The organism is Nocardiopsis trehalosi NBRC 14201, from assembly GCF_001552555.1.
In the GTDB taxonomy this organism is placed as follows: Bacteria; Actinomycetota; Actinomycetes; order Streptosporangiales; family Streptosporangiaceae; genus Nocardiopsis_B; species Nocardiopsis_B trehalosi.
This window is the reverse complement of sequence record NZ_BCRK01000098.1, coordinates 1-23,186: the sequence shown is the minus strand read 5'-3', so window position 1 is coordinate 23,186 and position 23,186 is coordinate 1. Positions and strand designations below refer to the sequence as shown.

Sequence of the window (23,186 nt, the reverse complement as noted above, 5' to 3'; positions counted from 1 at the left end):
TTGTAGCGGCGGCGGCCGCGGCGGACCGGCCGCCAGCCGTGGGTGCCGCGCATGCGCTCGATCTCCACGATGGACCCGCCGTGGGCGGCCATGCTGATGCGGATCTGCTCCTCGGTTGCGGCGTTGCCGTCGGTGTAGTCGGGGAACATGAGGTTCTCGTTGGTGTACTCGTGGTTCACCCAGAGCAGCGCCCGGTCGTCGTCGATCGGCAGCACCCCGACGAAGTCGCAGTTGTAGCCGAACTGCTGCTCCTGCGCCTCGGCGGTCTGGTTCGCGAAGTCGAACTCCGGCGCGCCCGGCAGCACGGGGTCGCCCCAGCGGATCACGACGTTGTGCTCGTAGCCGCGGGGCACGGTGATGGCGTCGTCGTTGTTCGGGGCGACGCTGTCGAAGCGCAGCCGCGGGTTGCCGCGCCCGTTGGTGGGCTGGGCCGAGGCCGGGGCCAGGGCGCCGAAGCCCATGGCGGTGGCGCCGGCGCCCACGGCGCCCGCGCGCAGCAGGTTGCGGCGCGACAGCGCGGCGGCGAAGACGTCGCCGAAGTAGGCGTTGCCGCTGGTGTTGGGTGCCTCGTGGAAGCAGGCGTCGCCGCAGCGGAAGCGGCAGGTGACACGGGATCGGCCGCCGTTGTGGCCGACGAGCGGCAGCAGGCGGCGGGGCGCGGATCGGGGCACTGGTCCTCCTGTGAGGCGTCGCGGGGATCTGCCGCCGGAGCGTGCGGTCGCGGTCGGCCGCTCCGGCGGGAGCGGGTGCCGGGGCATGGGGCGGGGGGTTCCCGAACGGTCTTGACCTTGGACGACGCACCGCTCGGGAGCGTGAATCGGCGGTGAATGGGCCGCCAACTCTTCCGCCATGGGTTTTCCCCTTCCCCTGGTGTGACCCGGTGGACGCGTTCCGTGACCGGAGGATGCCGCATTGCGGTCCGTCCGCGGCAGCGCGGCCGCCGCTCCGGAACCCGTCCGCCCGGGGTATCTACCCGGTTCGCGGCACTTCCGCCCCTACCACCGCGAAGACGTGTGCTCCGCACCGGGCGGAACGGGCGCCACCCCCACCTGTCCCACCAGGAGCAGGCCGCGTATCCTGGGCGAGGATGCGACCTCCAACGCTGTGCCGCCCGGCCCGCGCACCCGCGGCCGGGTACCCACCGAACGCACTACCCCACGAGCGGCGCCCCTCCCGATTCCCCACCGCGTCGTGACCCGGCAGCGGGCACGAACGCACACCCCGGGGGCCCGCTCATCGCACGCCGCCTCGGTCCGAACCCGTCGCGGCGCCGCTCGACGCCACCGGGGAGTGATCAGCACATGCCCGATACCCCTGAGACAAGGTCACGGCAGCACGCGCATACCCGCGGCGCCACCGCCCCCGCGGGCGGCGCCCACCCGACCCCCGACCGCCCCGCGAGACCCATGGAAGAGCGCCCCATCCCTCCCGACGTCCTCGGCCCGCCCGCCCGGCGCCGCTTCCCGGGGCTGGCCAACCAGATCCAGTACGCCCGCCGCTTCGTCGAGCGGGTCCTCGGCGCGGGCTCGCCCGAGCTGACCACGGCGACGCTGCTCACCAGCGAGCTGGCCACCAACGCGGTCACCCACAGCTCCTCCGGCTCGCCCGGCGGCAAGTTCGAGGTGACCGTGTACACCGCGCCCGGGTGGGCGCGGGTCGAGGTGCGCGACCTCGGCAGCCCGGAGCAGCCGCGGGCCCAGCACCGCGACCCCTACGACGTCAGCGAGCACGGGCGCGGCCTCGACCTGGTCGAGGCGCTGGCGGCCAAGTGGGGCACCGAGCCGCGCGCCGACGGCCTGGGGCGGATGGTCTGGTTCGAGCTGGCCTGGGACGCGGGCCCCGCGGCGGACCCGGCGGGCTGAGCCGGACCGGGCGCCGGCGCCGCCCCGGAGCGGCCGCGCCCGGCACGGCGAAGGGCCTCCCCGCTGCGCGGTGGAGGCCCCTGGTCGCGGCTGCCGCGGGAGCGCGGCGGGTGGACGTGGGCTATCGGTCCTCCCCCGTGTCGGCGTCGGCGGGCTGCGGTGCGGGCAGCCGGTACTTCTCGTACAGCTCGCGCGCGTAGTCCTTGGCCTCCTGGGAGGGTTCGGCGCCGAGCTCCTCGCGGACGAGCCGGTCGAGGTCGGTGTTCGTGGTGTCCATGTCCGCAGCTTGCCCGTCGTGCCCCCCTGTTCACAAATTCGTGCGACCGAGTTGCGCGTGTCGCAACGATTTCCGACAAAACGGTCAAGTGTGGGTTCGCGGTCGGAAACAGCGGCGGCCGCCGCGGGGGTTCCGCGGCGGCCGCCGTCAGCGTCCTCGCTCCGGTCAGGACGTGCCGCGCACGTCCGCCCCGGTGCCGGAGTCGGCGCCCTCGGCCGGGGCGTCCGCGCCGGCCGACGCCGCGCGGGCCTCGGCGAGCCGCTCCTCCCGCTTGGCGGCGCGCCGCCTGCCGCTCCGCTCCTTGGCGCCCTCGGCCATGGTGTAGAGCACCGGGACGAGCACCAGGGTGAGCAGCGTGGAGGAGATCAGGCCGCCGATGACCACGATCGCCAGCGGCTGCGAGATGAACGCGCCGCCGCCGGTGATGCCCAGCGCCATGGGCGTGAGCGCGCCGACCGTGGCCAGCGCCGTCATCAGGATCGGGCGCAGGCGGTGCCGGGAGCCCTCGACGACGGCCTCGCGCAGCTCCATGCCCTCGTTGCGGTACTGGTTGACGAGGTCGATCAGCACGATCGCGTTGGTCACGACGACGCCGATCAGCATGAGCAGGCCGATCATGGCCGGCAGGCCCAGCGGCTGGCCGGTGACGAGCAGCAGGCCCAGCGAGCCGGTCGCCGCGAACGGGATCGACACGAGCAGGATCAGCGGCTGCATCAGGCTCTTGAACGTGGCCACCATGATCAGGTAGACGATCGCCACCGCCGCCAGCATGGCGACGAACAGCTGGCTGAACGCCTCGGCCTGGTCGGTGCTGACGCCGCCGATCTCGGCGGTGGCGCCCTCCGGCAGGTCGAGGTCGGCCAGCGTGGTGGTCAGCTCGGCGGTCACCGCGCCCAGGTCCTCGGCGGTGGGCGTGGCCGAGACGGTCGCGCTGCGCACGCCGTCGGAGCGGGACAGCTCCGGCGCCTGCAGCACCTCCTCGACCTCGGCGACCTCCTCCAGCCGGACCTCGCCGGCGGGCGCGGCGATCTCCAGGTCCTCCAGCTCGGCGGCCGTGGCGGGCGGGTCCTCCAGCCGCACCACGACGTCGCGCTGGACGTCCTCGATGGTGGCGGTGCCGGTGGTGGTGCCCTGGAAGGCGTCGGACACGGCCTGCCCGATCCGCCCCTCCGTCAGCCCCTCCTCGGCGGCCTGCTCGCCGTCGACCCGGACCTCCAGGGCCGGCTGCGCGGCGGCGATGCTGTTCTCGACGTCCTCGGCGCCGGGGATGTCGCGGACGGCGTCCTCGACCAGCGCCGCGGCCTCCTCCAGGGTGGCGCGCTCGTCGGCGCGCACGTCGACCTCCAGCGCGGTGGCGCCCATGCCGCCGCTCGCGTCGACCTGCGGCTCGGCGTCGGTGTCCACGTCGGCCATGGCGTCGCGCAGGCGCTCGGCGTTGGCCTCCTGGTCGCCCTCGGGGTCGGCGGTGATGGTGTAGCTGATGTTGTCGGCCCCGCCGCCCATGAGCGCGGCGATCCCGCCCCCGCCACCGCCGCCGAACGACGCCTGGTAGGAGTCGACCCACTCCAGCTCCGACAGGCGCTCCTCGACCTTGGCGGCCTCGGCGTCGGCCTCCTCCAGGGAGGTGCCGACCGGGAGCTGCTGGGAGACGGCGAAGGTGTTCTGGCCCTGGTTGCCCAGGAAGTTGGTCTGCAGCCCGCCGGCCAGCACGACCGTGCCGGCCAGGATGACGAGCGACGCCACCAGGGTGACCCACCGGTACCGGGTGGCCCAGCGGATCACCGGCAGGTAGGCGCGCTGCAGCGGGCTCCGCAGCTCGCGCTGGTACTCCTCGGCCTTGACCCGCTCCAGGTCCTCCGGCGGCACCACCCGGGGGCGCATGAACCAGTAGGCCAGCACCGGGATGATCGTCAGCGAGACCAGCAGGGAGGCCGCCAGCGACAGGCTGACGGTGACCGCGAACGGCCGGAACAGCTCGCCCACCTGGCCGCCGACGAAGCCGATCGGCAGGAAGACGGCGATGGTGGTGAGGGTGGCGGCGGTGACGGCGGTCGCGACCTCGCGGACGCCGGTGTAGACGGCCGCGTACCGCTCCTCGCCGTAGGACATGTGCCGCTTGATGTTCTCCAGCACCACGATGGAGTCGTCCACCACGCGGCCGACGGCCACGGTGAGCGCGCCCAGCGTGAGCAGGTTCAGCGAGTAGCCGAAGACCTGCACGCCGATCATGGCGACCAGCAGCGAGACCGGGATGGACACCGCGGTGACGATGGTGGACCGGATCGACAGCAGGAACACCAGGATGATGACGATGGCGAAGACCAGGCCGAGCACGCCCTCCTCGGCCATGGCGACGATCGACTCGTTGATGAACGGCGCCTGGTCGAACACGACGGAGATCTCGGCGTCCTCGCCCAGCAGCGGGCGCAGGTCGTCGAGTTGGGCCTGCACGGCCTCGGAGATCTCCACGGTGTTGCCCTCGGGCGTCGCGGTGACCATGACGCCGAGGGTGGGCACGCCGTCGGTGCGGGTGATGCTGGTGGCCTCGTCGGCGCGCAGCTCGACCTCGGCCACCTCGCTGAGGCGGACCGGGTCGGGTGCGGCGGCCGCGGCACCCGGGACGGCGGCGGCGCCGGCCGGACCCGCGGCGGACGCGCCGGGGGCGGCGGCGCCGCCTGGCGTCAGCCAGATGTCCTCGACGTCCTCCAGCGACTCCAGGCGGCCGCCGGTGGTGACGGTGAGGGTGCGGCCGTCCTCGGTGATGTCGCCGCCGGGCGACATGACGCCGCTCGCCTGGAGCGCCGCGGTGAGGTCGGAGGCGCTGAGGCCCGCGTCCGCCAGCTCGTCCTCGTCGGGGGTGATGGTGACCGTGGACTCCCGCACGCCGGTGACGGTCGCGGCGCGCACGCCCTCGATCGACTCCAGCTCGGGCACGACCTGCTCCTGCAGCGGCTCGGCGAGCGCCTGCGCGTCGCCCTCGCCGGCGCCGGCCGCGAGCATGACGACCGGCAGGTCGTCCAGGCTGAACGCGCTCACCGTGGGGTCGACGCCGTCGGGCAGCATGGCCTCGGCCTGGTCGACCGCCTGCTGGGTCTCGCGGACGACGTCGTCGGTGCTGTCGCCGTAGTCGAACTCGGCGACGACCTGGGCCGACCCGTTGCTGGAGGTGGAGGTGTAGGTGGTGATGCCGGGGATGCCCTTGACCGCCTGCTCCAGCGGCTCGGCGACCTCGTTCTCCACCACCTGCGGGGACGCGCCCTGGTACTGCGCGTTCACCATGACCATGGGGACGTCGAACGACGGCATCAGCTCGCGCTTGGCCGACACGGTGGCGAGCAGGCCGAACACGACGACGGACAGCGTGATGAGCAGGATGAGCGCCCGGTTGCCGAGCGAGAGCCTGGCGAGTCGGTTCACGCGGCCCTCCGTTCGGCCGGCGCGCCCGTCGGCCACCGGGGAGCGGTCGGGGTGCCAAGGAAGGTCTTGGCCTTTGTGGACATGAGAGTCGTCTCTCCTCGAAAAGGCGTATCGCGCCGCAGACGGCTCCGCTGCGACGAGCGGAGGAAGGTGGAGACCGCGCGGGGCTGTGCCGGGGCCGCGCGGATGGTGTGGGCACGCGATTCACACGATACTTCGATATACCGTCCGAAATCAGCGTGAAGACCGCTACACCAGTGCCGTATCAGCGCCGTGTCAGCGAGATGTCAGGGCGCGTGCGAGCGGCGGAGCTGCGCGGACGCCCGGGCGCGAGCGGACGCGGGCGCGGCGGGCGGCGGCGGGGTCGCGGTCGGCCCCGGGGGCCACTTGCGGACAACCGTTTCGGGAACTCGGGGCGGGGCCGGGCGCCGGCGCCGCGCGGGGCGGCCGCGCCGGACGCGGGTCAGCCCGCGGCGACGGGGGTGGTCTCGCCGGGCGGCAGGTGCTCCTCGGCGCTCCCCCACACCACCCGCAGCAGGTCGTCGAGCGCGTGCGCCAGCGCCGGGTCGACGAGGTCGTAGCTCACCTGGCGGCCCCGCGCCGTGGCCGTGACCAGCCCGCATTCCCGCAGGCAGGCCAGGTGATTGGAGACGTTCTGCCGGGTAAGACCCAACTGGTCCGCCAGGCGTGCCGGGTAGCCGGGACCGTCGAGCAGGGCCAGCAGCAGGCGGCAGCGCGTGGGGTCGGCGAGGGCGCGGCCCAGGCGCTGGATCGCCGAAAGCCGCTGCTCGGAGGTCAACATGAAAACCATTTTACAGCATTTGCTGTATAAACAGCCGCCGCTGTATAAACAGTGATGGCTGAACCATCGGCCCGGCGGCCCCGATGCCGCCGCCCCGCGCTGGAGGAGGCACCCATGGGCCACGGGCACGGACACGGGCACGGGCACGCGACGGCGGCCGCCGCCCACCGCGGCCGGCTCGCCCTCGTCCTCGGCATGATGCTCACCGTCGCCGCCGTGCAGGTCGTCGGCGCCCTGTTCTCGGACAGCCTCGCGCTGCTGGCCGACGCCGGGCACACCGTGACCGACTCCTTCGGCGTCGCGCTGGCGCTGTTCGCCGTCTGGATCGCCGCGCGCCCGCCCAGCGCCGTGCGCACGTTCGGCTGCCAGCGCGCCGAGGTGCTGGCCGCCGCCGTCAACGCCCTGGTGCTCTTCGCACTGTGCGCCTTCGTCGTCCTGGAGGCGGTGCGCCGGCTCCAGGACCCGCAGCCGGTCGCCGGACTCGGCATGGTGGCCGTGGCCGGGTTCGGCCTGGCGGTCAACGTCGCCGCGCTGTTCGTCCTGCGCTCGGCCCGCCGCGAGAGCCTCAACGTGCGCGGCGCCTACCTGGAGGTCCTCAGCGACGCCGTCGCCTCGCTGGGCGTGGTCGTCGGCGGCGCGGTCATCTGGGCCACCGGGTGGGAGCGCGCCGACTCGCTGATCTCCCTGGGCATCGCCGCGTTCATCGTCCCCCGCGCCTGGAGCCTGCTCCGCGAGGCGGTGCACGTGCTGCTGGAGGCCGCCCCGCGCGACATCGACCTCGCCCAGGTGCGCGACCACCTGCTCGGCCGGCCGGGCGTGCTGGACGTGCACGACCTGCACGCCTGGACCATCACCTCCGGCATCCCGGTGATGTCGGCGCACGTCGTGGTCGAGGACGCCCGCCTCGCCGACGCCGGGCGGCTGCTCGACGAACTCCACGCGTGTCTGTCCGGGCACTTCGACGTCGAGCACTCCACACTGCAGTTGGAGCCCGCGGGACACGCCGACCACGAGGGCGCCCGCCACGCCTGACCCGCCCCGCCCCGACCGGCCGCGCCGGACGAACAGCGCAAAATGCCACGGGACGTGACAGAACACCAGGTCGTCTGGCATAGTCGCGGACGGACCCGCGAGGTCCGGGGCGCTCCGCTGCGCGGTCCGCTCCAGGTGTGCCGGGAAGTCTGGTCGGCGGCGCCGTCGGCGTGCCCTGACCGCACCAGTACCCGGGAGCCCTCGTGACCCAGCAGATCCGGCGCCGCACCCTGTCCGACGCGGTCGACCTCCTCCGCCAGGACGCGGTCAGCGGCTTCCTGCTCATCGCCGGCGCCGTGGCCGCCCTGATCTGGGCCAACTCCCCCGCCGCCCCCGTCTACGAGGCCATCCGGTCCTTCGGCTTCGGCCCCGAGTCGCTGCACCTGCACCTGTCCGTCGAGGCGTGGGCCGCCGACGGCCTGCTCGCGGTGTTCTTCTTCGTCGTCGGCAACGAGCTGAAGCAGGAGTTCGTCCACGGCGAGCTGCGCAACCCCCGGCGCGCCGTCCTGCCGATCGTCGCCGCCCTGTCGGGCATGGCCGTCCCCGCGCTGATCTACGCGGCGATCAACTGGAACCAGGGCGACGCCCTGCGCGGCTGGGGCATCCCGATGGCCACCGACATCGCGTTCGCCGTCGCGGTCCTCGCCGTGATCGGCCGCTACCTGCCGCCCGCGCTGCGCACCTTCCTGCTGACGCTCGCCATCGTCGACGACCTGGGCGCGATCGTGGTCATCGCCGTCTTCTACACCGAGCACGTGGCGCTGCTCCCGCTCGTCGCGGCGATCGCGCTGCTCGGCGTCTTCGGCTACCTCCAGCGCGGCCGCGGCGCCGCCGCGGCGCTGAACCGCTCTCCCCTCCCCAACTGGGTCGTCTACCTCCCGCTGGCCTGCGCCATCTGGGGTCTCATGCACGCGAGCGGGGTGCACGCCACGATCGCGGGCGTGGCCATGGGCCTGCTCATGCGCACCCGCGCGCTGCCGGGCGAGGCGATCGACCCGAGCCACGGCGCGGAGCGGGTCATCCGCCCGTGGACGTCGGGCCTGGTGCTGCCGGTGTTCGCGCTGATGTCGGCCGGGGTGGTGTTCACCGGGTTCGGCACGCTCCTCTCCGACAGCGCCGCCGTCGGCGTCATCGCGGGCCTGGTGGTGGGCAAGCTCGTCGGCATCCTCGGCGGCTCCTGGCTCACCACCCGGATCACCGCGGCCGAGCTCAACCCGTCGCTGAGCTGGTTCGACATCACCGGGATGTCGCTGCTCGCCGGGATCGGGTTCACGGTGTCGCTCCTGGTCACCGAGCTGTCCTTCCCGAACGACCCGCACATGCTGGAGGACGCCAAGGCGGGCGTGCTCGTGGCCTCGCTGATCGCGACCGTCCTGGCGACGGCGGTGCTCACCTGGCGCAGCGCGCACTACCGCCGCCACGGGCTGCGGCCGGTCGCGGCGGCCGGCGGGGCGGACCCCGCCGCCTGACCCGCGCCGACACGCCGCCGCTACGGGCCCGGGCGCCGGGCCGCGCGCGCGGCGCCCGCGGATTGTGGAACCATTTCCCCGATCGCAGGTGACGACGAGACGGCGGACCCGACCATGCCCCTCCTCCCGACGTCCGTGCGCGTCCGGCTCGCGCGGGCCGTCCCCTGGGGACGGCGGCGCAGCGGCCCGACGCCGGACATCCCGCACACCGCGTGGGGCCGCCCCGCGCGGATCTTCGTCGTCCTGTTCTGCGTGGTCGACCTCATCGGCACGGGGCTGCTCCTGCTGCCCGCCGCGCACGCCGACGGCAGCGGGCTCACCTTCATCCAGGCCCTCTTCACGGCCACCTCGGCCCTGTGCGTGTGCGGGCTGGCGGTCATCGGCATCGGGTCCGACCTGTCGGTGTTCGGCGAACTCGTGGTGCTCGCCCTCATCCAGGTCGGCGGCATCGGCATCATGACGCTCGCCTCGGTGCTGGGCGCGGTGGTGATCCGCCGGTTCGGGCTGCGCATGCAGCTCAGCGTGCAGGCCGAGACCCGCAGCCAGAGCGTCGGCGACACGCGCGGGCTGGTCACCCGCATCATCGCGGCGAGCCTCGTCTGCGAGGGCGCGATCGCGGCCGTGATGATGCCGCGGTTCCTGTTCGGGTACGGGATGGACGCCGGGGCCGCGCTCTACACGGCGACGTTCCACTCGGTGTCGGCGTTCAACAACGCCGGGCTGGCCCTGTACGACGACTCCCTCATGCGCTTCTCCGGCGACCCGCTGATCCTGCTGCCCGCCGCGGCCGGCTCGGTCCTGGGCGGCCTGGGCTTCCCGGTCCTGCTGGAGCTCCGCCGCCACCTGCGCACCACCCGGCTGTGGAGCCTGCACACCAAGCTCACCGTCACCACCTCGGCGCTGCTGTTCACCGGGGGCGCGCTGGTGGTGACCGCGCTGGAGTGGTCCAACCCGGCGACGCTGGGCCCCATGGCGACCTGGGAGAAGGTGCTCAACGGCGTCTTCCACGGCGTCATGCCGCGCAGCGGCGGGTTCAACTCCGTGGACGTGGGCGCCATGGACGAGGCCACGCTGCTCGTGACGATCATGCTGATGTTCGTGGGCGGCGGCAGCGGCGGCACGGCGGGCGGCATCAAGGTCGCCACGCTCGCCGTCATCTTCCTGGTGGTCTGGGCCGAGATCCGCGGCCACTCGCACGTGCACGTCTTCGGCCGCCGGCTGTCCAACCCCTCGATCCGGCAGGCGCTGAGCCTGACCTTCCTGTCCATGACGGTCGTCGTGGTGTCGACGGTGGTGCTGCTCGTCGGCACCGGCCACGGGCTGGTGAACGTCCTGTTCGAGGTAGTGTCGGCTTCCGGGGTCGTCGGCCTCTCCACCGGTATCACCCCCGAGCTGCCGCCGGCGGCCCAGGGGCTGCTGGTGGTCCTGATGCTGGCCGGCCGGATCGGGCCGGTCACGTTCGCCTCGGCGCTGGCCCTGCGCGAGCACACCCGCCGCTACGACCTCGCCGAGTCGCGGCCGATCATCGGTTGACACCCTGGAGGAGTACTGTGCAGCGCAACAAGCCCCATGACAAGCGGGTCCTGGTCATCGGGCTCGGCCGGTTCGGCAGCTCCCTGGCGCTCGAACTCGTCGCGCACGGCTGGGAGGTCCTCGGCATGGACTCCAGTCCGCGCCTGGTCCAGGCCTACGCCGACTCCCTGACCCACACCGTGGTCGCCGACGCCACCGACGACGAGGCCCTGCGCCAGGTCGGCGCGCACGAGTTCACCCGCGCGGTGGTGGCCATCGGCACCCACCTGGAGGAGAGCATCCTGGCCACGTCGCTCCTGGTCGACCTGGGGGTGCCGCACATCTGGGCGAAGGCCATCAGCCGCCGGCACGGCCGCATCCTCCAGCAGATCGGCGCCCACCACGTGGTGCTGCCCGAGCACGACATGGGCGAGCGCGTGGCCCACCTGGTGTCCGGCCGGATGCTCGACTACGTGGAGATCGAGGAGAACTTCGCCCTCGGCAAGACGCGGGCCCCGCGCGAGATGCTCGGCCGCAAGCTCGGCGAGACCGGCGTCCGCTCCAAGCACGGCATCACCGTGGTCTGCATCAAGCGGCACGGCGAGCAGTTCACCTACGCCACCGCCGAGACCGTGCCGCAGAAGGGCGACATCATCGTCGTCGCCGGCCAGACCGACGCCGTGGAGCGGTTCGCCGAGATCAACTGAGCGCCGTCGCGCGGAGGCCGACGAACCCGGCAAATTGACAATCGTTTTCATTGTCCCCATCATGGACGCCATGCGAACGAGAACGTCGGTGAAGGCGGCCGCGGTGTGCGCGGCCGGGGTGGTCGTCCTGGCCGGATGCGGGGGCGGCACCGGGTCGGAGGGCGGCTCCGCCGGCGTCTCCGTCGTCACGGGGGTCTACCCGCTGGAGTGGCTGGCGGGCGAGGTCGGCGGCGAGCACGTCGACGTCGCCAACCTCACCGAGCCCGGCGCCGAGCCGCACGACCTCGAACTCACCCCGCGCCAGATCGGCGAGGTCGCGGCGGCCGACGTGGCGTTCTACGTGAGCGGCCTGCAGCCCGCCGTCGACGACGCGATCGCCCAGGAGGGCGACGGCAACGCCCTGGACGTCGCCGACCTGGTCGAGCTCCGCCCGGCCGACGCCGGCGGCGACGGCCACGACCACGCCGAGGACGAGCACGCGGACGAGCCCGCCGAGGACGAGCACGCGCACGACCACGCCGAGGACGACCACGCGCACGGCGAGGACGAGCACGCGGCCGCCGAGGAGGAGCACGCCGACGAGGCGGCGGCCGAGGAGTCCGGTGACGGCCACGACCACGGCGACACCGACCCGCACATGTGGCTCGACACCGACCGCATGGCCGAGACCGCGGCCGGGCTCGCCGAGCGCCTGGGCGAGGCCGACCCCGACAACGCCGAGGCCTACACCGCCAACGCCGAGCGGGTCGCCGACGAGCTCGCCGCCATCGGCACCGAGTACGACGAGGGCCTGGCCGACTGCGAGAGCCGCGACATGGTCGTCAGCCACGCGGCGTTCGGCTACCTCGCCGACGCCCACGACCTGAACCAGATCGGGGTGAGCGGCATCGACCCCGAGGGCGAGCCCTCCCCGGCCCGGCTGGCCGAGGTCGCCGCGCTGGTCGAGGAGCACGACATCACCACGATCTTCACCGAGACCCTGACCAGCCCCGACACCGCCGAGACCATCGCCGCCGAGACCGGCGCCGAAACCGCGGTCCTCGACCCGCTGGAGGGCATCACCGACTCCTCGCCGGGCGACGACTACCCCGAGGTCATGCGGGCCAACCTGGAGGCGCTGACCACCGCGCTGCGCTGCTCCTGACCCCGCCCCGCTCCCCGCGGCCCCGCCCTTCGGCGGGGCCGCTCTGCTGTGCGGCGGGGCCTCCGGGCGCCCCCGGACCGCCTCCGCGCAAGCCCTAGAGCGTTATTGCACATGCTTGCATAGTGCCTACACGTCCCCCCTCCGCTCGGCGGCACCGAATGCACGTGCGCTATCCTGGCCAAAGTACGGTGAAGATGCACGTGCATAGGAGAGTGCATCGCACCGTCCCCGCACACCGGACGGACAAGGAGCTTCCCAATGAGCGCCTACAACGGCATGCCGGCCACCGAGCTCACCGACGTCACCTGGCGGAAGAGCCGCCGCAGCAACTCGCAGGGCGCCTGCGTGGAGATGGCCCGACTGGCCGACGGCTCCATCGCGATGCGCAATTCGCGGTTCCCGGGCGGTCCGGCGCTGGTCTACACGCAGGCCGAGATCGACGCCCTGATCCTCGGCGCCAAGGACGGCGACTTCGACGGCCTGCTGAGCTGACCCGGGCGCGGCCGGAACCGGCCGCGCCGCACACGGGCACCGAGGAGCTTCACCCCTGGTCGGGGGGTGGGGCTCCTCGCGCGTGGCGGGGGCGGCTACAGGTCGTCGATCATCTGCTTGAGCAGGCCCTTGGTCTCCGACGGCGGGTCGGCGATGACGCTCAACCGCTCCATGGCCATGGTGTAGGCGTCGATGTCCTGCCGCTTGTCCAGGCAGATGGAGCCGGTGAGCTGCTCCAGGTAGACGATGTCGGACAGTCCGAAGTCGGGGTAGCGCAGGATGGTGAACGACCCGGCCTCGGCGGCGTGCACGCCCGCGCTGAAGGGGATGATCTGCAGCGTGACGTCGGAGTGGTCGCAGAACTCGATCAGCCGCTGGAGCTGGCGCCGCATGATCCCCAGATCGGGGCCGCCTACCGGACGGCGCACGGCGGCCTCGTCGATGATGGCCCAGAACTTCACGCCGCCGTCCTCGATGTGCCGCTGGCGGCGCATGCGCACCGCCACCCGGTCCTCGGCGGTGGGGTCGGGCGTCGCGGCGCCACCGGTGATGATGGCGCGCGCGTACTCCTCGGTCTGCAGGACTCCCGGCACGAACTGGGCCTCGTAGACCCGGATGCGGGTGGCGGCCTCCTCCAGCCCGACGTAGACCTGGAACCAGTTCGGCAGGGAGTCGCCGTAGGCCTGCCACCAGCCGGGCTTCTTGGTGTCGCGGGCCATCTGCGCCATGGTGCGGATGACGTCGCGGTCGGCCACCCCGTATAACCGGAGCAGGTCCTCGACGTCGCGGGACTTGAACCCGACCCGGCCGAGCTCCATCCGGCTGATCTTGGACTCCGACCCCCGGATGTGGTGGCCGGCCTCACCGCGGGTGATGCCCTTGGCCTCACGGTACTTGCGCAGCTCGGAGCCGAGCAGCATGCGGCGCACCGTGGGACCGCTCCCCTTCTGCAGACGAGCAATGTCCACGGCCGCTGCCTCCCACCCCTCGGTCTCGCGCGTCGCACACGTCGTGCCCGGCACGCAATGGCGCCATGTGGCTTACCTACACGCTTACACGATATCGCCGTTGCGGGCGGGGGTTCGATCCCCGGGACCCCGGAACCCCGCGTGTCGCCGGGGGTCCGGACGGGGGGCGGGCGGCGGGCCGCTCAGCGCAGCAGCGCCCAGACGTACTTGCCCGCGGGTGCGGCGGGGAGCACCCCCCAGTCGGCGGCGAAGCACGCCACGAGGTGCAGGCCGCGCCCGCTCTCCAGCATGAAGTCGGGGTCGCGGCGGGCGGGCAGCAGGTCGCTGCCGTCGCGCACCGCGCACACGAGGTCGTCGTCGTGGCGCAGCATCCGCACCTGGACCGCGCCGCCCGGGCCGCCGGCGGCGGCGCCGCCGTGCCGCAGGGCGTTGGTGACCAGCTCCGACAGGACGAGTTCGACGTCGTCGGCCCGCGCGGTCATGCCCCACTGCCGCAGCACGCCGACCGCGATCTCGCGGGCGGCCGACGGGGCGCCGGGGTCGGCGGCGAGCGTCCAGTTCCAGGAGTCGGGCGGGCCCGCCGCCACGCAGTCGCGCGGGTGGTCGCCGCCGCGCAGCGCCGGCAGCCACCACCGCCGCGGGGCGTGGCCCGCCGGAGCGGGCGCACACCCCCATGCCGAGATCCTGCCCGTCGATCCCCGGGTGGGTTGTCCGGTCACCGCGATCCCCTCGCCGTCGTCTCGATCGCATCGGTGCCGGTGGGGCGGTCGCCGGCACCCGGGGAGATCCACGGTCGCAAGACCCATATGCACGTGCATTCTCCCCATGCACGCATCCTAGGACACCCGCGCCCGACATTCAGAGAAAGCATCGACTTCGTCACAGGGATTCACGCCCCGGCGCGCCCGTCGGGGCCGATGCCGTAGAAGGCGAGGGCGTTGCCGTGGAAGGCGGCGGCGGCGCGGTCGGGGCCCAGGACCTCGGCGAGCAGGTCGGCGTCGGCCGGGTCGAAGGGGCGGGGGGCACGGGTGGACGGCAGGTCGGTGCCGAACATGAGCGCACCCGGGTTGACGTCGGCGATGGCGCGCAGCGCGGCCGGAACGTCGAGGTCGCCGCGGGCGAAGCCGGTGGCCTTGACCCGCGCCCCGCCGGCCACCATGTCGAGCAGGTGCGGCAGCCCCTCGCGCGACAGGCCGAGGTGGTCGACGCTGATGCGCGGCAGGGTGGCCACCCGGGCGCTGAGCGCGGGCAGCTCCCGGGAGTCGACGTAGAGCTCGCACGGCCAGTTGAGCAGCTCGGCGGCGCGCCGGGCGAGCTGGACCTGGGCGTCCAGGTCGGCGGCCGGGCCGCGGCGCAGGTTGATGCGGAGCGCGCGCACCCCGGCGGCGTGCAGGTCGAGCAGGGCGGAGTCGGAGGTCTCGGGGTCGGGGTCGGCGACGCCGACGAACCCGGGGCCGAGGTCGCGCAGCGCCGCGGTGAGGTACTCGTGCCCGGGGCCCTGGAAGGACCCGGCGACGACCGCGCCCCCGGTGACGCCGAGGGACGCGGTGCGGGCCCGGTAGTCGTCGGCGGTGAAGGGCGCGGGGCGGTAGTCCTGGCGGGGGTCCAGGGAGAATCGGGGGTCGATGATGTGCAGGTGGGCGTCGAACAGCGCCATCGCCTCTATTCGGCCGGGGACCGCGGGCGGGCGGACCGGGGGCAGGGGTGGGGGCAGGGCCCGGGTCCACCGTAGCGTCCGGGGACCGCGCGTCCACCTCCGGCGCCGCGATGGCGCGCGGCCGGGTGGCGTCGCATCGCCGCTGGTGGGGCGGGTGCCCTGGGGCCGCGGGCGGAACCGCGGCCCCCCACATACCACCTGGTCGGTATGAGCCGAGTAGGATCGCCCACGTGTGTCCTGGACCACTCGACCGGAGGTAGCTCATGTCCCTTCCCGCTCGCGTCGCCATCGTCACCGGCGGGGCCCGCGGCATCGGCGCGGCGACGGCCCGCCGGCTCGCCGCGGACGGCCGCGCGGTCGCCGTCCTCGACCTCGCCGAGGCCGACGCGCAGAAGACCGCCGACGCGATCACCGCCGACGGCGGCACCGCCATCGGCGTGGGCGCCGACGTCAGCGACGCCGACCAGGTCGCGGCGGCGGTCGACCTGGTCGCCGAGCGCCTCGGCCCGCCGACCATCCTGGTGAACAACGCCGGGGTGATCCGCGACAACCTGCTGTTCCGCATGACCGAGTCCGACTGGGACACGGTCATGGGCGTCCACCTGCGCGGCGCCTTCCTGATGAGCCGGGCCGCCCAGACCCACATGACCGCCGAGGGCTGGGGGCGGATCGTGTCCCTGTCGAGCAGTTCGGCGCAGGGCAACCGCGGCCAGGCCAACTACTCGGCGGCCAAGGCCGGGCTGCAGGGGTTCACCAAGACCCTCGCCATCGAGCTGGGCAAGTTCGGGGTGACCGCCAACGCCGTCGCCCCCGGGTTCATCGAGACCGACATGACCCGGGCGACCGCCGAGCGCGTCGGCGTGGACTTCGAGGACTTCAAGAAGGCCGCCGCCGAGTCCATCCCGGTGCGCCGCCCGGGCCGGCCCGAGGACGTCGCCGCCACCATCTCCTTCCTCACCGGCGAGGAGTCCGGCTTCGTCTCCGGCCAGGTCATCTACGTCGCGGGCGGTCCGCTGGACTGACCCGCCGCGCCGGGGGCCCGGCCCCCGGCGCGTCCGCCCCGCCCGCCAGCGTCCACCGGAGGTTCCATGACATCGGCTCCCGCGGGGGCGTCGCTCGACGCCGCCGCGCTGCGGCGACGGGTCGCCGACCTCGTCGCCGCCCACGACCCCGCGACCACCGACCCGACCGCGTTCCTGGCCGCGCGCTTCGACGCGGGGCTGGCCTGGGTCCACTTCCCCGAGGGCGCCGGCGGGCTGGGCGCCCCCCGCGCCCTGCAGGCCGGCGTCGACGCGGAGTTCGCCCGCCTCGGCCACGCGCTCACCGGACGCGAGGGCCTGGTGATCGGCCTCGGCATGGCCGCGCCGACCATCCTCGCGTTCGGCACGCCCGAGCAGCGCGCCCGCTTCCTGCGCCCGCTGTACACCGGCGAGGAGGTCTGGTGCCAGCTCTTCAGCGAGCCCGGCGCCGGCTCCGACCTCGCCGCGCTGGGCACCCGCGCGGTGCGCGACGGCGACACCTGGGTGGTGAACGGGCAGAAGGTGTGGACGTCCCTGGCGCACCGCGCCCGGTGGGCCATCCTGCTGGCCCGTACCGACCCCGATGTGCCCAAGCACCGCGGGCTGTCCTACTTCATCTGCGACATGCACGCCGAGGGGGTCGACGTCCGCCCGCTGCGCCAGCTCACCGGCGAGGCGGAGTTCAACGAGGTCTACCTGACCGACGTGCGCATCCCCGACGCGCACCGGCTCGGCGAGGTGGGCGAGGGCTGGCGGGTCGCGCAGACCACCCTGATGAACGAGCGGGTCTCCATCGGCGGCCACTCCGAGCCGCGCGAGGGCGGCCTCATCGGCGTCGTCGCCGACCTGTGGCGCGACCGCCCCGAGCTGCGCACCCCGGGCCTGCACGACGCCCTGCTGCGGCTGTGGGTGGAGGCCGAGGCCGCCCGGCTGACCAAGGAGCGGCTGCGCCAGCAGCTCGCCGCCGGCCAGCCCGGCCCCGAGGGCTCCGCCGCCAAGTACGCGTTCTCCCGGCTGAACCAGGAGATCTCCGGGCTGGAGCTGGAGCTGCTGGGCCAGGAGGGGCTGTACTACGACGACTGGACGTTCCGCCGCCCCGAGGGGGTGGAGTTCGCCCGCCGCGGCGCCGGGTTCCACTACCTGCGCAGCCGGGGCAACTCCATCGAGGGCGGGACCTCCGAGATCCTGCGCACCATCATCGCCGAACGCGTCCTGGGCCTGCCGGCCGAGCCGCGGGTCGACAAGGACGTCGCATGGAAGGACCTGCCGAAATGAGCGAGGCGGTGGAGGGCGCGGCGGTGCCGGGCCTGCTGTACAGCGAGGTCGAGGACGACCTGCGCGCGAGCGTGCGGGCGCTGCTGGCCGACCGCTCCCCCGCGGCGGCCGTGCTGGCGCGGGTCGAGGGCGACCCCGTGGCCGACCTGGACCTGTGGCGGGAGCTGGCGGCGATGGGCGCGACGGCGCTGCCGGTGCCCGAGGAGCTGGGCGGTGCGGGGGCGAGCCTGCGCGAGGCGTCGGTCGTCGCCGAGGAGCTGGGCCGCGCGGTGGCGTGCGTCCCGTTCCTGGGCAGCGCGGTGCTGGGCGCCGGCGCGCTGCTGCGCACCGGGGGCGAAGCGGCGGCCGGGGTCCTGGCGGACATCGCCTCCGGGGCGTCGGCGGCGGTCCTGGCCGTGCCCCTCGCGACGCCGCCGGGCGCCGACCTCCCGGCCGGGGTGCGCGCCGACGGCGGGACGCTCACCGGCGCGGTGCGGGGCGTGGCCGACGCGGCGACGGCCGATCGGCTGGTGGTCCCGGCGCACGGGCCGGACGGCCCGGGGCTGTACCTGGTGGCGGCCGCCGACGCCGGGGTGACGCCCGTGGTGAGCCTGGACCTCACGCGCCCGCTGGCCGACGTCCGGCTCGACGGGGCGCCCGCCCAGGTGCTGGCGACCGGGCCGGCGGCGCGGGAGGCGTTCGGCGCGGCGCTGTCCACGGGTGCGGCGCTGCTGGCCGCCGAGCAGCTCGGCGTGGCCGAGTGGGCGCTGGCGACCACCGTGGACTACCTCAAGACGCGCACCCAGTTCGGCCGGCCGGTCGGGTCGTTCCAGGCGGTCAAGCACCGGCTGGCCGACCTGTGGGTGGGGGTGTCCCAGGCGCGGGCGGTGGTCCGCGCCGCCGCGGGCGCCGCCGCCGACGGCCACCCCGACGCCGAGCTGAACGCCGCGCTGGCGCAGGCGTTCGTGTCCGAGGTGGCGGTGCGGGCCGCGGAGGAGGCGGTGCAGCTGCACGGCGGCATCGGGTTCACCTGGGAGCACCCGGCGCACCTGTACCTCAAGCGCGCCAAGGCCGACGCGATCGCGCTCGGCACGGCCGACCGGCACCGCGCGGCGCTGGCCCGGCTGGCGGGCCTGCCGGCCGCCTGACCCGCCGGGCGGGCGCCGCGGCGTGCGGCGCCCGCCCGGCGGCGGCGGCGGTCACAGGGCCGCCGCCGCCTTCGCGGTGCGGGCGGCCGCGTCGTCGACGTCGGCGTCGGAGACGCCGAGGTGGACGACCAGGCGCAGCCGCTCCGGGCCCAGCGCCGTGCAGCCGACGCCGTTGGCGCGCAGCGCGGCGGCGAGGTCGGCGGCCCGGCCCTCGGGCGCGGTCACGATCACCATGTTGGTGCGGGCCTCGGCGGCCAGGCCGGGCAGCGCGTCGACGGCCGCGGCCAGCCGCGCGGCGCGGGCGTGGTCGTCGGCGAGCCGGTCGACGTGGTGGCGCAGCGCGTACAGGGCGCCCGCGGCGATGATCCCGGCCTGGCGCATTCCCCCGCCGAGGAGCTTGCGGGCCCGCCGGGCGCGGGCGATGGTGGCGGCGTCGCCGGCCAGCGCGGAGCCCACGGGCGCGCCCAGGCCCTTGGAGAAGCAGACCGAGACGGTGTCCATGCCCGCGGCGACCTCGGCCGGGGGGACGCCCAGGGCGACGGCGGCGTTCCACAGCCGGGCGCCGTCGAGGTGCGCGCGCATGCCGTGGGCGTGCGCGAAGTCGGCGACCCGCCGCTGCTCGGCGAGCGGGACGACCCGGCCGGTGAAGGTGTTCTCCAGGCAGATGAGCGCGGGGCGGGCGCGGTGCACGTCGTCGGTCCCGGCGGCCCACCGCTCCAGCAGCCCCTGCGCGGGGACGCCGTCGGGCGCGTCGAAGGTGCGCGGGAGCACGCGGGCGAGAACGGAGGTGCCGCCCTGCTCGTTGGCGACGACGTGGAACAGTTCGTGGGTCCACACCTCGTCGCCGCTGCCCGCGCCCAGATAGACCGCGATCTGGTTGGACATGTGGCCGGAGGGGACGTAGAGGGCCGCCTCCATGCCCAGCAGGGCGGCGGTCTCCTCCTCCAGCCGGCGCACGGTGGGGTCCTCGCCGAAGACGTCGTCGCCGACGTCGGCGTCGGCCATCGCGCGGCGCATCTCGGGGGTGGGTCGGGTGACGGTGTCGGACCGGAGGTCGATCATCGCGCGTTCCGCTCTACGTGCCGGTGGTGGTGCCCGGCCAGCCTACGGGCGGGCCGCGGCGGCCTCCCCGGCCGGTCCCCCGATGGCGGCGGCGACCCCCGCGACGGCCACGGCGGCGACCTCCTCGACCAGGGCCACGCCGTCGGCGTAGCCGGGGCTGCCCTCGGTGAGCACGGCGACCAGGTACTCGCGCCCGTCGAGCACGACGCGGCCGGTGCTGTGGACGGCCCAGCGGCCGCCGTCGGCCGCGCGCGGCACCCAGCCGTTCTTCAGTTCGGCGGGGGCGTCGGCGCCGAGCGCGCCCACCCCCCACGCCTGCTCGGGGGCGACGCCGGCGAGCAGGTCCCGGGCCAGGGCGCGGTGCTCGGCCGTGAGCGGGCCGTCGTCGGCGTAGACGGCGTCGAGGACGCGCAGCCGGTCGGCCGCCGTGGTGGTGGTCGCCCCCCACGAGCCGGCGGCGTCCGGCGCGGTGCCGGTGAGGCCGAGGGGGGTCGCGGCGGCGGTGTAGCCGGCGGCGAGGCCGAGGCGGGTGTAGAGGGCGTCGGCCGCGTCGTTGTCGCTGTAGCGGAGCATGGGGCCGGCGAGCGCCAGCTCGGCGGCGGTGACGCGGCGGTCCTCCGCCTGGGCGCGCAGCATCAGCAGTACGAGCAGGTCGACCTTGACGGTGCTGGCCGCGGCGAAGGGGGCGTCGGCGTTGTAGGCGTAGCCCGCTCCGGTGGTGCGTTCGCGGACGGCCACGGCGACGTCCGCGGCCCGGTCGGCGAGGCGGTCGTCGAGGACCCGGGTGAGGGCGTCGCGGTGGCCCGAACCGGGGACCGGGTCGGAGGCGGAGGCGGTCAGGTCGGCCCGCACCGCCGGGTGTCCGGCGGCGACGGCGGCGGGCGGCGGGAGGGGCGACGCGCCGGCCGGGGCGGGCGCGGCGGCGAGCGGGGCGCCGACCGCCACCGCCATGGCCAGCGCCGCAGCGGCGCGGGTGCGGGCGCCGGTCCGGGGCCGGCGGGGCGCGGAGCGGCGGAACGGGAACGGCGGTGGAGTGGTCACGGCGTCACCTTCCGCGGCGCGGGCGGGGTCCGGGGACACCGCGGCCGGGACGGCGGGCGACCGGAGGAGATCACGATAAGCCGCGTAACGCCAAAAAGGGGGCTATGCGCGGCTGAAATCGCGGTAGGGGGATCGCCCTCGCGCGTCAGTCGATGTCGCGCGCCGTCAGCGCCTCCCCCAGCGCCTCCGCCGAGCGGATGAGCCCCACGACGACCGGGACCACCATGAGGTGCGGGCGGCCGCGCAGGCCGCGCGCCGTGTAGCCCTCGCGCGCCGCCCGCCAGGCCGACGCCGCCAGCGGCAGCGACCGCAGGGTCAGCGCGAGCAGCAGTGCCACCCGCTCGGGGCGCACCCCCGCGAGGCGCAGCGGCCGGGCCAGCCGTTCGAACAGGTCGAGCATCTCCGCGACCCGGGTGGTAAGGGTGACCAGCCCCGACAGCAGCACCGCCGCGGTGAGCTGGGCGCACACGCGCGCCGCCGCCTCGGGCTCGCCCGCCAGCCCCTGGAAGAGCGCGATCGCGGCGAGGAACGGCAGGAGCGGGCGGAGCACCCGGCCCACCCGGCGCGGCCCGAACCCGCACAGCGGGTAGAGCGCGGCGGCGGCCGCCGCCGCGGCGAGGGCGAGCCCGGTGTGCCCGGCCGCCACCACCACCGTGACCGCGGCGAGCAGGACGGCGAGCTTGGCGCCCGCGGGCAGCCGGTGCGCGGCGGACCGGCCGGGGACGTAGAGGCCGGCCGCGTTCACGTGCGGGGCCCGCCCTCGGCGCCCGCTCCGGCGTCCATCAGCGCGGTGTAGTGCGCGATCGCGTCCTCGGGGGCGCCGTCGAAGGCGACCCGGCCCTCGTCCATCACCAGGACGCGGTCGAACCCGGTGAGGGCGTCGAGGTGGTGGGTGAGCAGGACGACCTGCTGGGGCAGGGCGCGCAGGGTCCGCTCGATCACCCGGCGGTTGCGCAGGTCGAGCAGTGTCGTGGGCTCGTCGCAGACGAGCACCTCGGGCTCGGTCACCAGGACCGACGCGAGGGCGAGCATCTGCTTCTGCCCGCCGGAGAGCAGGTGCGCGGGGTGGTCGCGGTGGTCGGCGAGCCCGTGGCGCCGCAGCACCGCGTCGACCCGGGCCCCGATCTCCGCCCGGTCGAGCCCGCGGCCGCGCAGGCCGATGGCGACGTCCTCGGCCACGGTGGGCATGACGATCTGCGCGGCGGGGTCGGCGAACACGAACCCGACCCGGCGGCGGACCTCCCGGCCGTGCCGGCGGGTGTCGCGGCCGTCGACCAGGACCCGGCCGGAGTCGGGCACGACGAGCCCGTTGAGGGTGCGGGCGAGCGTCGACTTCCCCGACCCGTTGGCCCCGATGACGCCGATGCGGTGCTCGGCGAGGTCGAGGGTGACCCCGCGCAGCACGGGGCGCCCGTCGTAGGCGTGGGTCACGTCGCGCAGTTGCAGCATGGCGGCATCGTTCCCGGTCGGAGGTGGTGCGGGGGCGGCCGGGCCGTCCCCGTGGGGAGCCTACGCGCCGTCCGCGGCGCCCGCGGCCACCGGCCGGCCCGCCGGGGGCACGGGGTAGGCGCGGTGCACGCCGGCGGCGACGGCGGCCGCGATCGCCGCCTTGGCGAGGTCGCCGGGGAGGAACAGCACGACGCCGGTGAGCACCGCGAGCAGGCCGTCGCCGACCGCCACGGCGGTCCACGGGATGCCGACGGCGTAGATGACCCCGATACCGCCGATGAGGTTGGCGGCCAGCCCGGTCGTGAAGCGGTAGCGGCCGAACACGCGGTGCGCCAGCAGGCCGATCACCAGGGCGCCGGCCACCCAGCCCAGCATGTACCCGCCGGTGGGGCCGAGGAAGGGGGCGACGCCGCCGCGCCCGCCGGGCAGCAGCGGCAGCCCGGCGAGGACGAGCGCGAGGAAGGTGAGCACGGCGAGCGCGCCGCGCTTGGCGCCGAGGACGCTCGGCGCCAGCATCACGCCGAGCGTCTGCAGGGTGATCGGCACCGGCCCCACGGGGATCGCGAGGGGCATGCTCAGGACCGCCAGCAGGGCGGCGAACACGCCGATGAGGGCGAGGTCGCGGGCGGTGAGGCCGCGGCGGCGGACGCGCGGCGCGGGGGCGTCGGACATGGCTCTTCCCGTCTCTCCAGGGTCACGGGCGGAACACGTGCACCCCTATTGTCCGGTACGCACCTTTACTGCGGGGGGTGCGGGACCGTACAGGGTTCGCCGCCGCGTCTTGTCGCCTCCCCCCGTTGTGGAGGCGGCGGGCGGCGCCGGAGACACCGCCGGGCGGCCCCGCCGCACCCCGCTCCGGACCCGCCGGGCGGGG

The 23,186-nt window shown here is 74.8% G+C and carries 22 protein-coding genes; 10 read left to right on the top strand and 12 right to left on the bottom strand.

Annotated elements, in window-relative coordinates; translation table 11 throughout:
* On the bottom strand, window positions 1-671 hold a 671-nt coding region (locus tag NT8_RS17280; protein ID WP_157515869.1), incomplete at its 3' end, for a PhoX family protein.
* Window positions 672-1,406: 735 nt separating this feature from the next.
* On the opposite strand from NT8_RS17280, the gene NT8_RS17275 reads away from it, so the two are divergent.
* Window positions 1,407-1,862 carry an ATP-binding protein gene (locus NT8_RS17275; RefSeq protein WP_067970659.1) on the top strand — a complete coding sequence of 152 codons (456 nt, stop codon included), beginning with the start codon at window positions 1,407-1,409 and terminating at the stop codon, window positions 1,860-1,862.
* Window positions 1,863-1,983: 121 nt separating this feature from the next.
* Here the strand turns inward: NT8_RS17275 and NT8_RS29945 are convergent, their stop codons facing one another.
* From NT8_RS29945 to cmtR, 3 genes are all read right to left on the bottom strand, one after another.
* Window positions 1,984-2,139, bottom strand: coding sequence for a hypothetical protein (locus NT8_RS29945; RefSeq protein ID WP_169805225.1), 156 nt, complete (start codon window positions 2,137-2,139; stop codon window positions 1,984-1,986).
* A 165-nt stretch (window positions 2,140-2,304) separates the two neighbouring features.
* On the bottom strand, window positions 2,305-5,556 hold the full coding sequence (locus NT8_RS17270; RefSeq protein ID WP_067970657.1) for an efflux RND transporter permease subunit: 3,252 nt from the start codon (window positions 5,554-5,556) through the stop codon (window positions 2,305-2,307).
* Between the two features lie 463 nt (window positions 5,557-6,019).
* Complete coding sequence (cmtR, locus tag NT8_RS17265; RefSeq protein ID WP_174549587.1) at window positions 6,020-6,358, bottom strand: Cd(II)/Pb(II)-sensing metalloregulatory transcriptional regulator CmtR; 339 nt, start codon at window positions 6,356-6,358, stop codon at window positions 6,020-6,022.
* Window positions 6,359-6,472: 114 nt separating this feature from the next.
* Here cmtR and NT8_RS17260 point away from each other — a divergent pair, with 114 nt between their 5' ends.
* The 6 genes from NT8_RS17260 to NT8_RS17235 all read left to right on the top strand — a co-directional run bounded on the left by NT8_RS17260 (window position 6,473) and on the right by NT8_RS17235 (window position 12,714).
* The gene (locus NT8_RS17260; RefSeq protein ID WP_067970653.1) at window positions 6,473-7,390 is read left to right on the top strand and encodes a cation diffusion facilitator family transporter; all 918 of its coding nucleotides are present in this window, start codon (window positions 6,473-6,475) and stop codon (window positions 7,388-7,390) included.
* 215 nt (window positions 7,391-7,605) lie between these two features.
* A complete protein-coding gene (nhaA, locus tag NT8_RS17255) occupies window positions 7,606-8,859 on the top strand; it encodes a Na+/H+ antiporter NhaA (protein ID WP_067970668.1) in 1,254 nt (417 codons plus the stop codon).
* A 114-nt stretch (window positions 8,860-8,973) separates the two neighbouring features.
* Window positions 8,974-10,392 carry a TrkH family potassium uptake protein gene (locus NT8_RS17250; RefSeq protein WP_084469033.1) on the top strand — a complete coding sequence of 473 codons (1,419 nt, stop codon included), beginning with the start codon at window positions 8,974-8,976 and terminating at the stop codon, window positions 10,390-10,392.
* Window positions 10,393-10,409: 17 nt separating this feature from the next.
* Complete coding sequence (locus tag NT8_RS17245; protein WP_067970651.1) at window positions 10,410-11,078, top strand: potassium channel family protein; 669 nt, start codon at window positions 10,410-10,412, stop codon at window positions 11,076-11,078.
* Window positions 11,079-11,148: 70 nt separating this feature from the next.
* A complete protein-coding gene (locus NT8_RS17240) occupies window positions 11,149-12,222 on the top strand; it encodes a metal ABC transporter solute-binding protein, Zn/Mn family (protein ID WP_067970665.1) in 1,074 nt (357 codons plus the stop codon).
* 258 nt (window positions 12,223-12,480) lie between these two features.
* Window positions 12,481-12,714, top strand: coding sequence for a DUF397 domain-containing protein (locus NT8_RS17235; RefSeq protein ID WP_067970649.1), 234 nt, complete (start codon window positions 12,481-12,483; stop codon window positions 12,712-12,714).
* A gap of 95 nt (window positions 12,715-12,809) precedes the next feature.
* Here NT8_RS17235 and NT8_RS17230 read toward each other — a convergent pair whose 3' ends face one another.
* From NT8_RS17230 to NT8_RS17220, 3 genes are all read right to left on the bottom strand, one after another.
* Window positions 12,810-13,634: a helix-turn-helix domain-containing protein gene (locus NT8_RS17230; RefSeq protein WP_067970647.1), complete on the bottom strand. Its 825-nt coding sequence runs from the start codon at window positions 13,632-13,634 to the stop codon at window positions 12,810-12,812.
* Between the two features lie 230 nt (window positions 13,635-13,864).
* Complete coding sequence (locus NT8_RS17225) at window positions 13,865-14,401, bottom strand: ATP-binding protein (RefSeq protein WP_245646222.1); 537 nt, start codon at window positions 14,399-14,401, stop codon at window positions 13,865-13,867.
* A gap of 170 nt (window positions 14,402-14,571) precedes the next feature.
* Window positions 14,572-15,339 (bottom strand): amidohydrolase family protein, encoded by a 768-nt coding sequence (locus NT8_RS17220; protein WP_067970645.1) that lies wholly within the window; start codon window positions 15,337-15,339, stop codon window positions 14,572-14,574.
* Between the two features lie 263 nt (window positions 15,340-15,602).
* Between NT8_RS17220 and fabG the strand changes: the two genes are divergently transcribed.
* From fabG to NT8_RS17205, 3 genes are all read left to right on the top strand, one after another.
* Window positions 15,603-16,361, top strand: a complete 759-nt coding sequence (gene fabG, locus NT8_RS17215; protein ID WP_067970644.1) for a 3-oxoacyl-ACP reductase FabG — start codon at window positions 15,603-15,605, stop codon at window positions 16,359-16,361.
* 66 nt (window positions 16,362-16,427) lie between these two features.
* Complete coding sequence (locus NT8_RS17210; RefSeq protein WP_067970642.1) at window positions 16,428-17,633, top strand: acyl-CoA dehydrogenase family protein; 1,206 nt, start codon at window positions 16,428-16,430, stop codon at window positions 17,631-17,633.
* Complete coding sequence (locus NT8_RS17205) at window positions 17,630-18,760, top strand: acyl-CoA dehydrogenase family protein (protein WP_067970640.1); 1,131 nt, start codon at window positions 17,630-17,632, stop codon at window positions 18,758-18,760. Before NT8_RS17210 ends, NT8_RS17205 begins: the two co-directional genes overlap by 4 nt.
* A 51-nt stretch (window positions 18,761-18,811) precedes the next feature.
* Here NT8_RS17205 and NT8_RS17200 read toward each other — a convergent pair whose 3' ends face one another.
* From NT8_RS17200 to NT8_RS17180, 5 genes are all read right to left on the bottom strand, one after another.
* The gene (locus tag NT8_RS17200) at window positions 18,812-19,822 is read right to left on the bottom strand and encodes a threonine aldolase family protein (RefSeq protein ID WP_067970638.1); all 1,011 of its coding nucleotides are present in this window, start codon (window positions 19,820-19,822) and stop codon (window positions 18,812-18,814) included.
* 42 nt (window positions 19,823-19,864) lie between these two features.
* On the bottom strand, window positions 19,865-20,863 hold the full coding sequence (locus tag NT8_RS17195; protein ID WP_067970637.1) for a serine hydrolase: 999 nt from the start codon (window positions 20,861-20,863) through the stop codon (window positions 19,865-19,867).
* Between the two features lie 145 nt (window positions 20,864-21,008).
* Window positions 21,009-21,608: a cobalt transporter gene (locus NT8_RS17190; RefSeq protein WP_067970635.1), complete on the bottom strand. Its 600-nt coding sequence runs from the start codon at window positions 21,606-21,608 to the stop codon at window positions 21,009-21,011.
* Entirely contained in the window at window positions 21,605-22,312 is a 708-nt protein-coding gene (locus tag NT8_RS17185) for an energy-coupling factor ABC transporter ATP-binding protein (protein WP_067970633.1), read from the bottom strand. The genes NT8_RS17190 and NT8_RS17185 overlap by 4 nt, the downstream gene beginning before the upstream one ends.
* A gap of 60 nt (window positions 22,313-22,372) precedes the next feature.
* Window positions 22,373-22,984, bottom strand: coding sequence for a biotin transporter BioY (locus tag NT8_RS17180; protein ID WP_174549586.1), 612 nt, complete (start codon window positions 22,982-22,984; stop codon window positions 22,373-22,375).
* Window positions 22,985-23,186 lie beyond the last annotated feature (202 nt).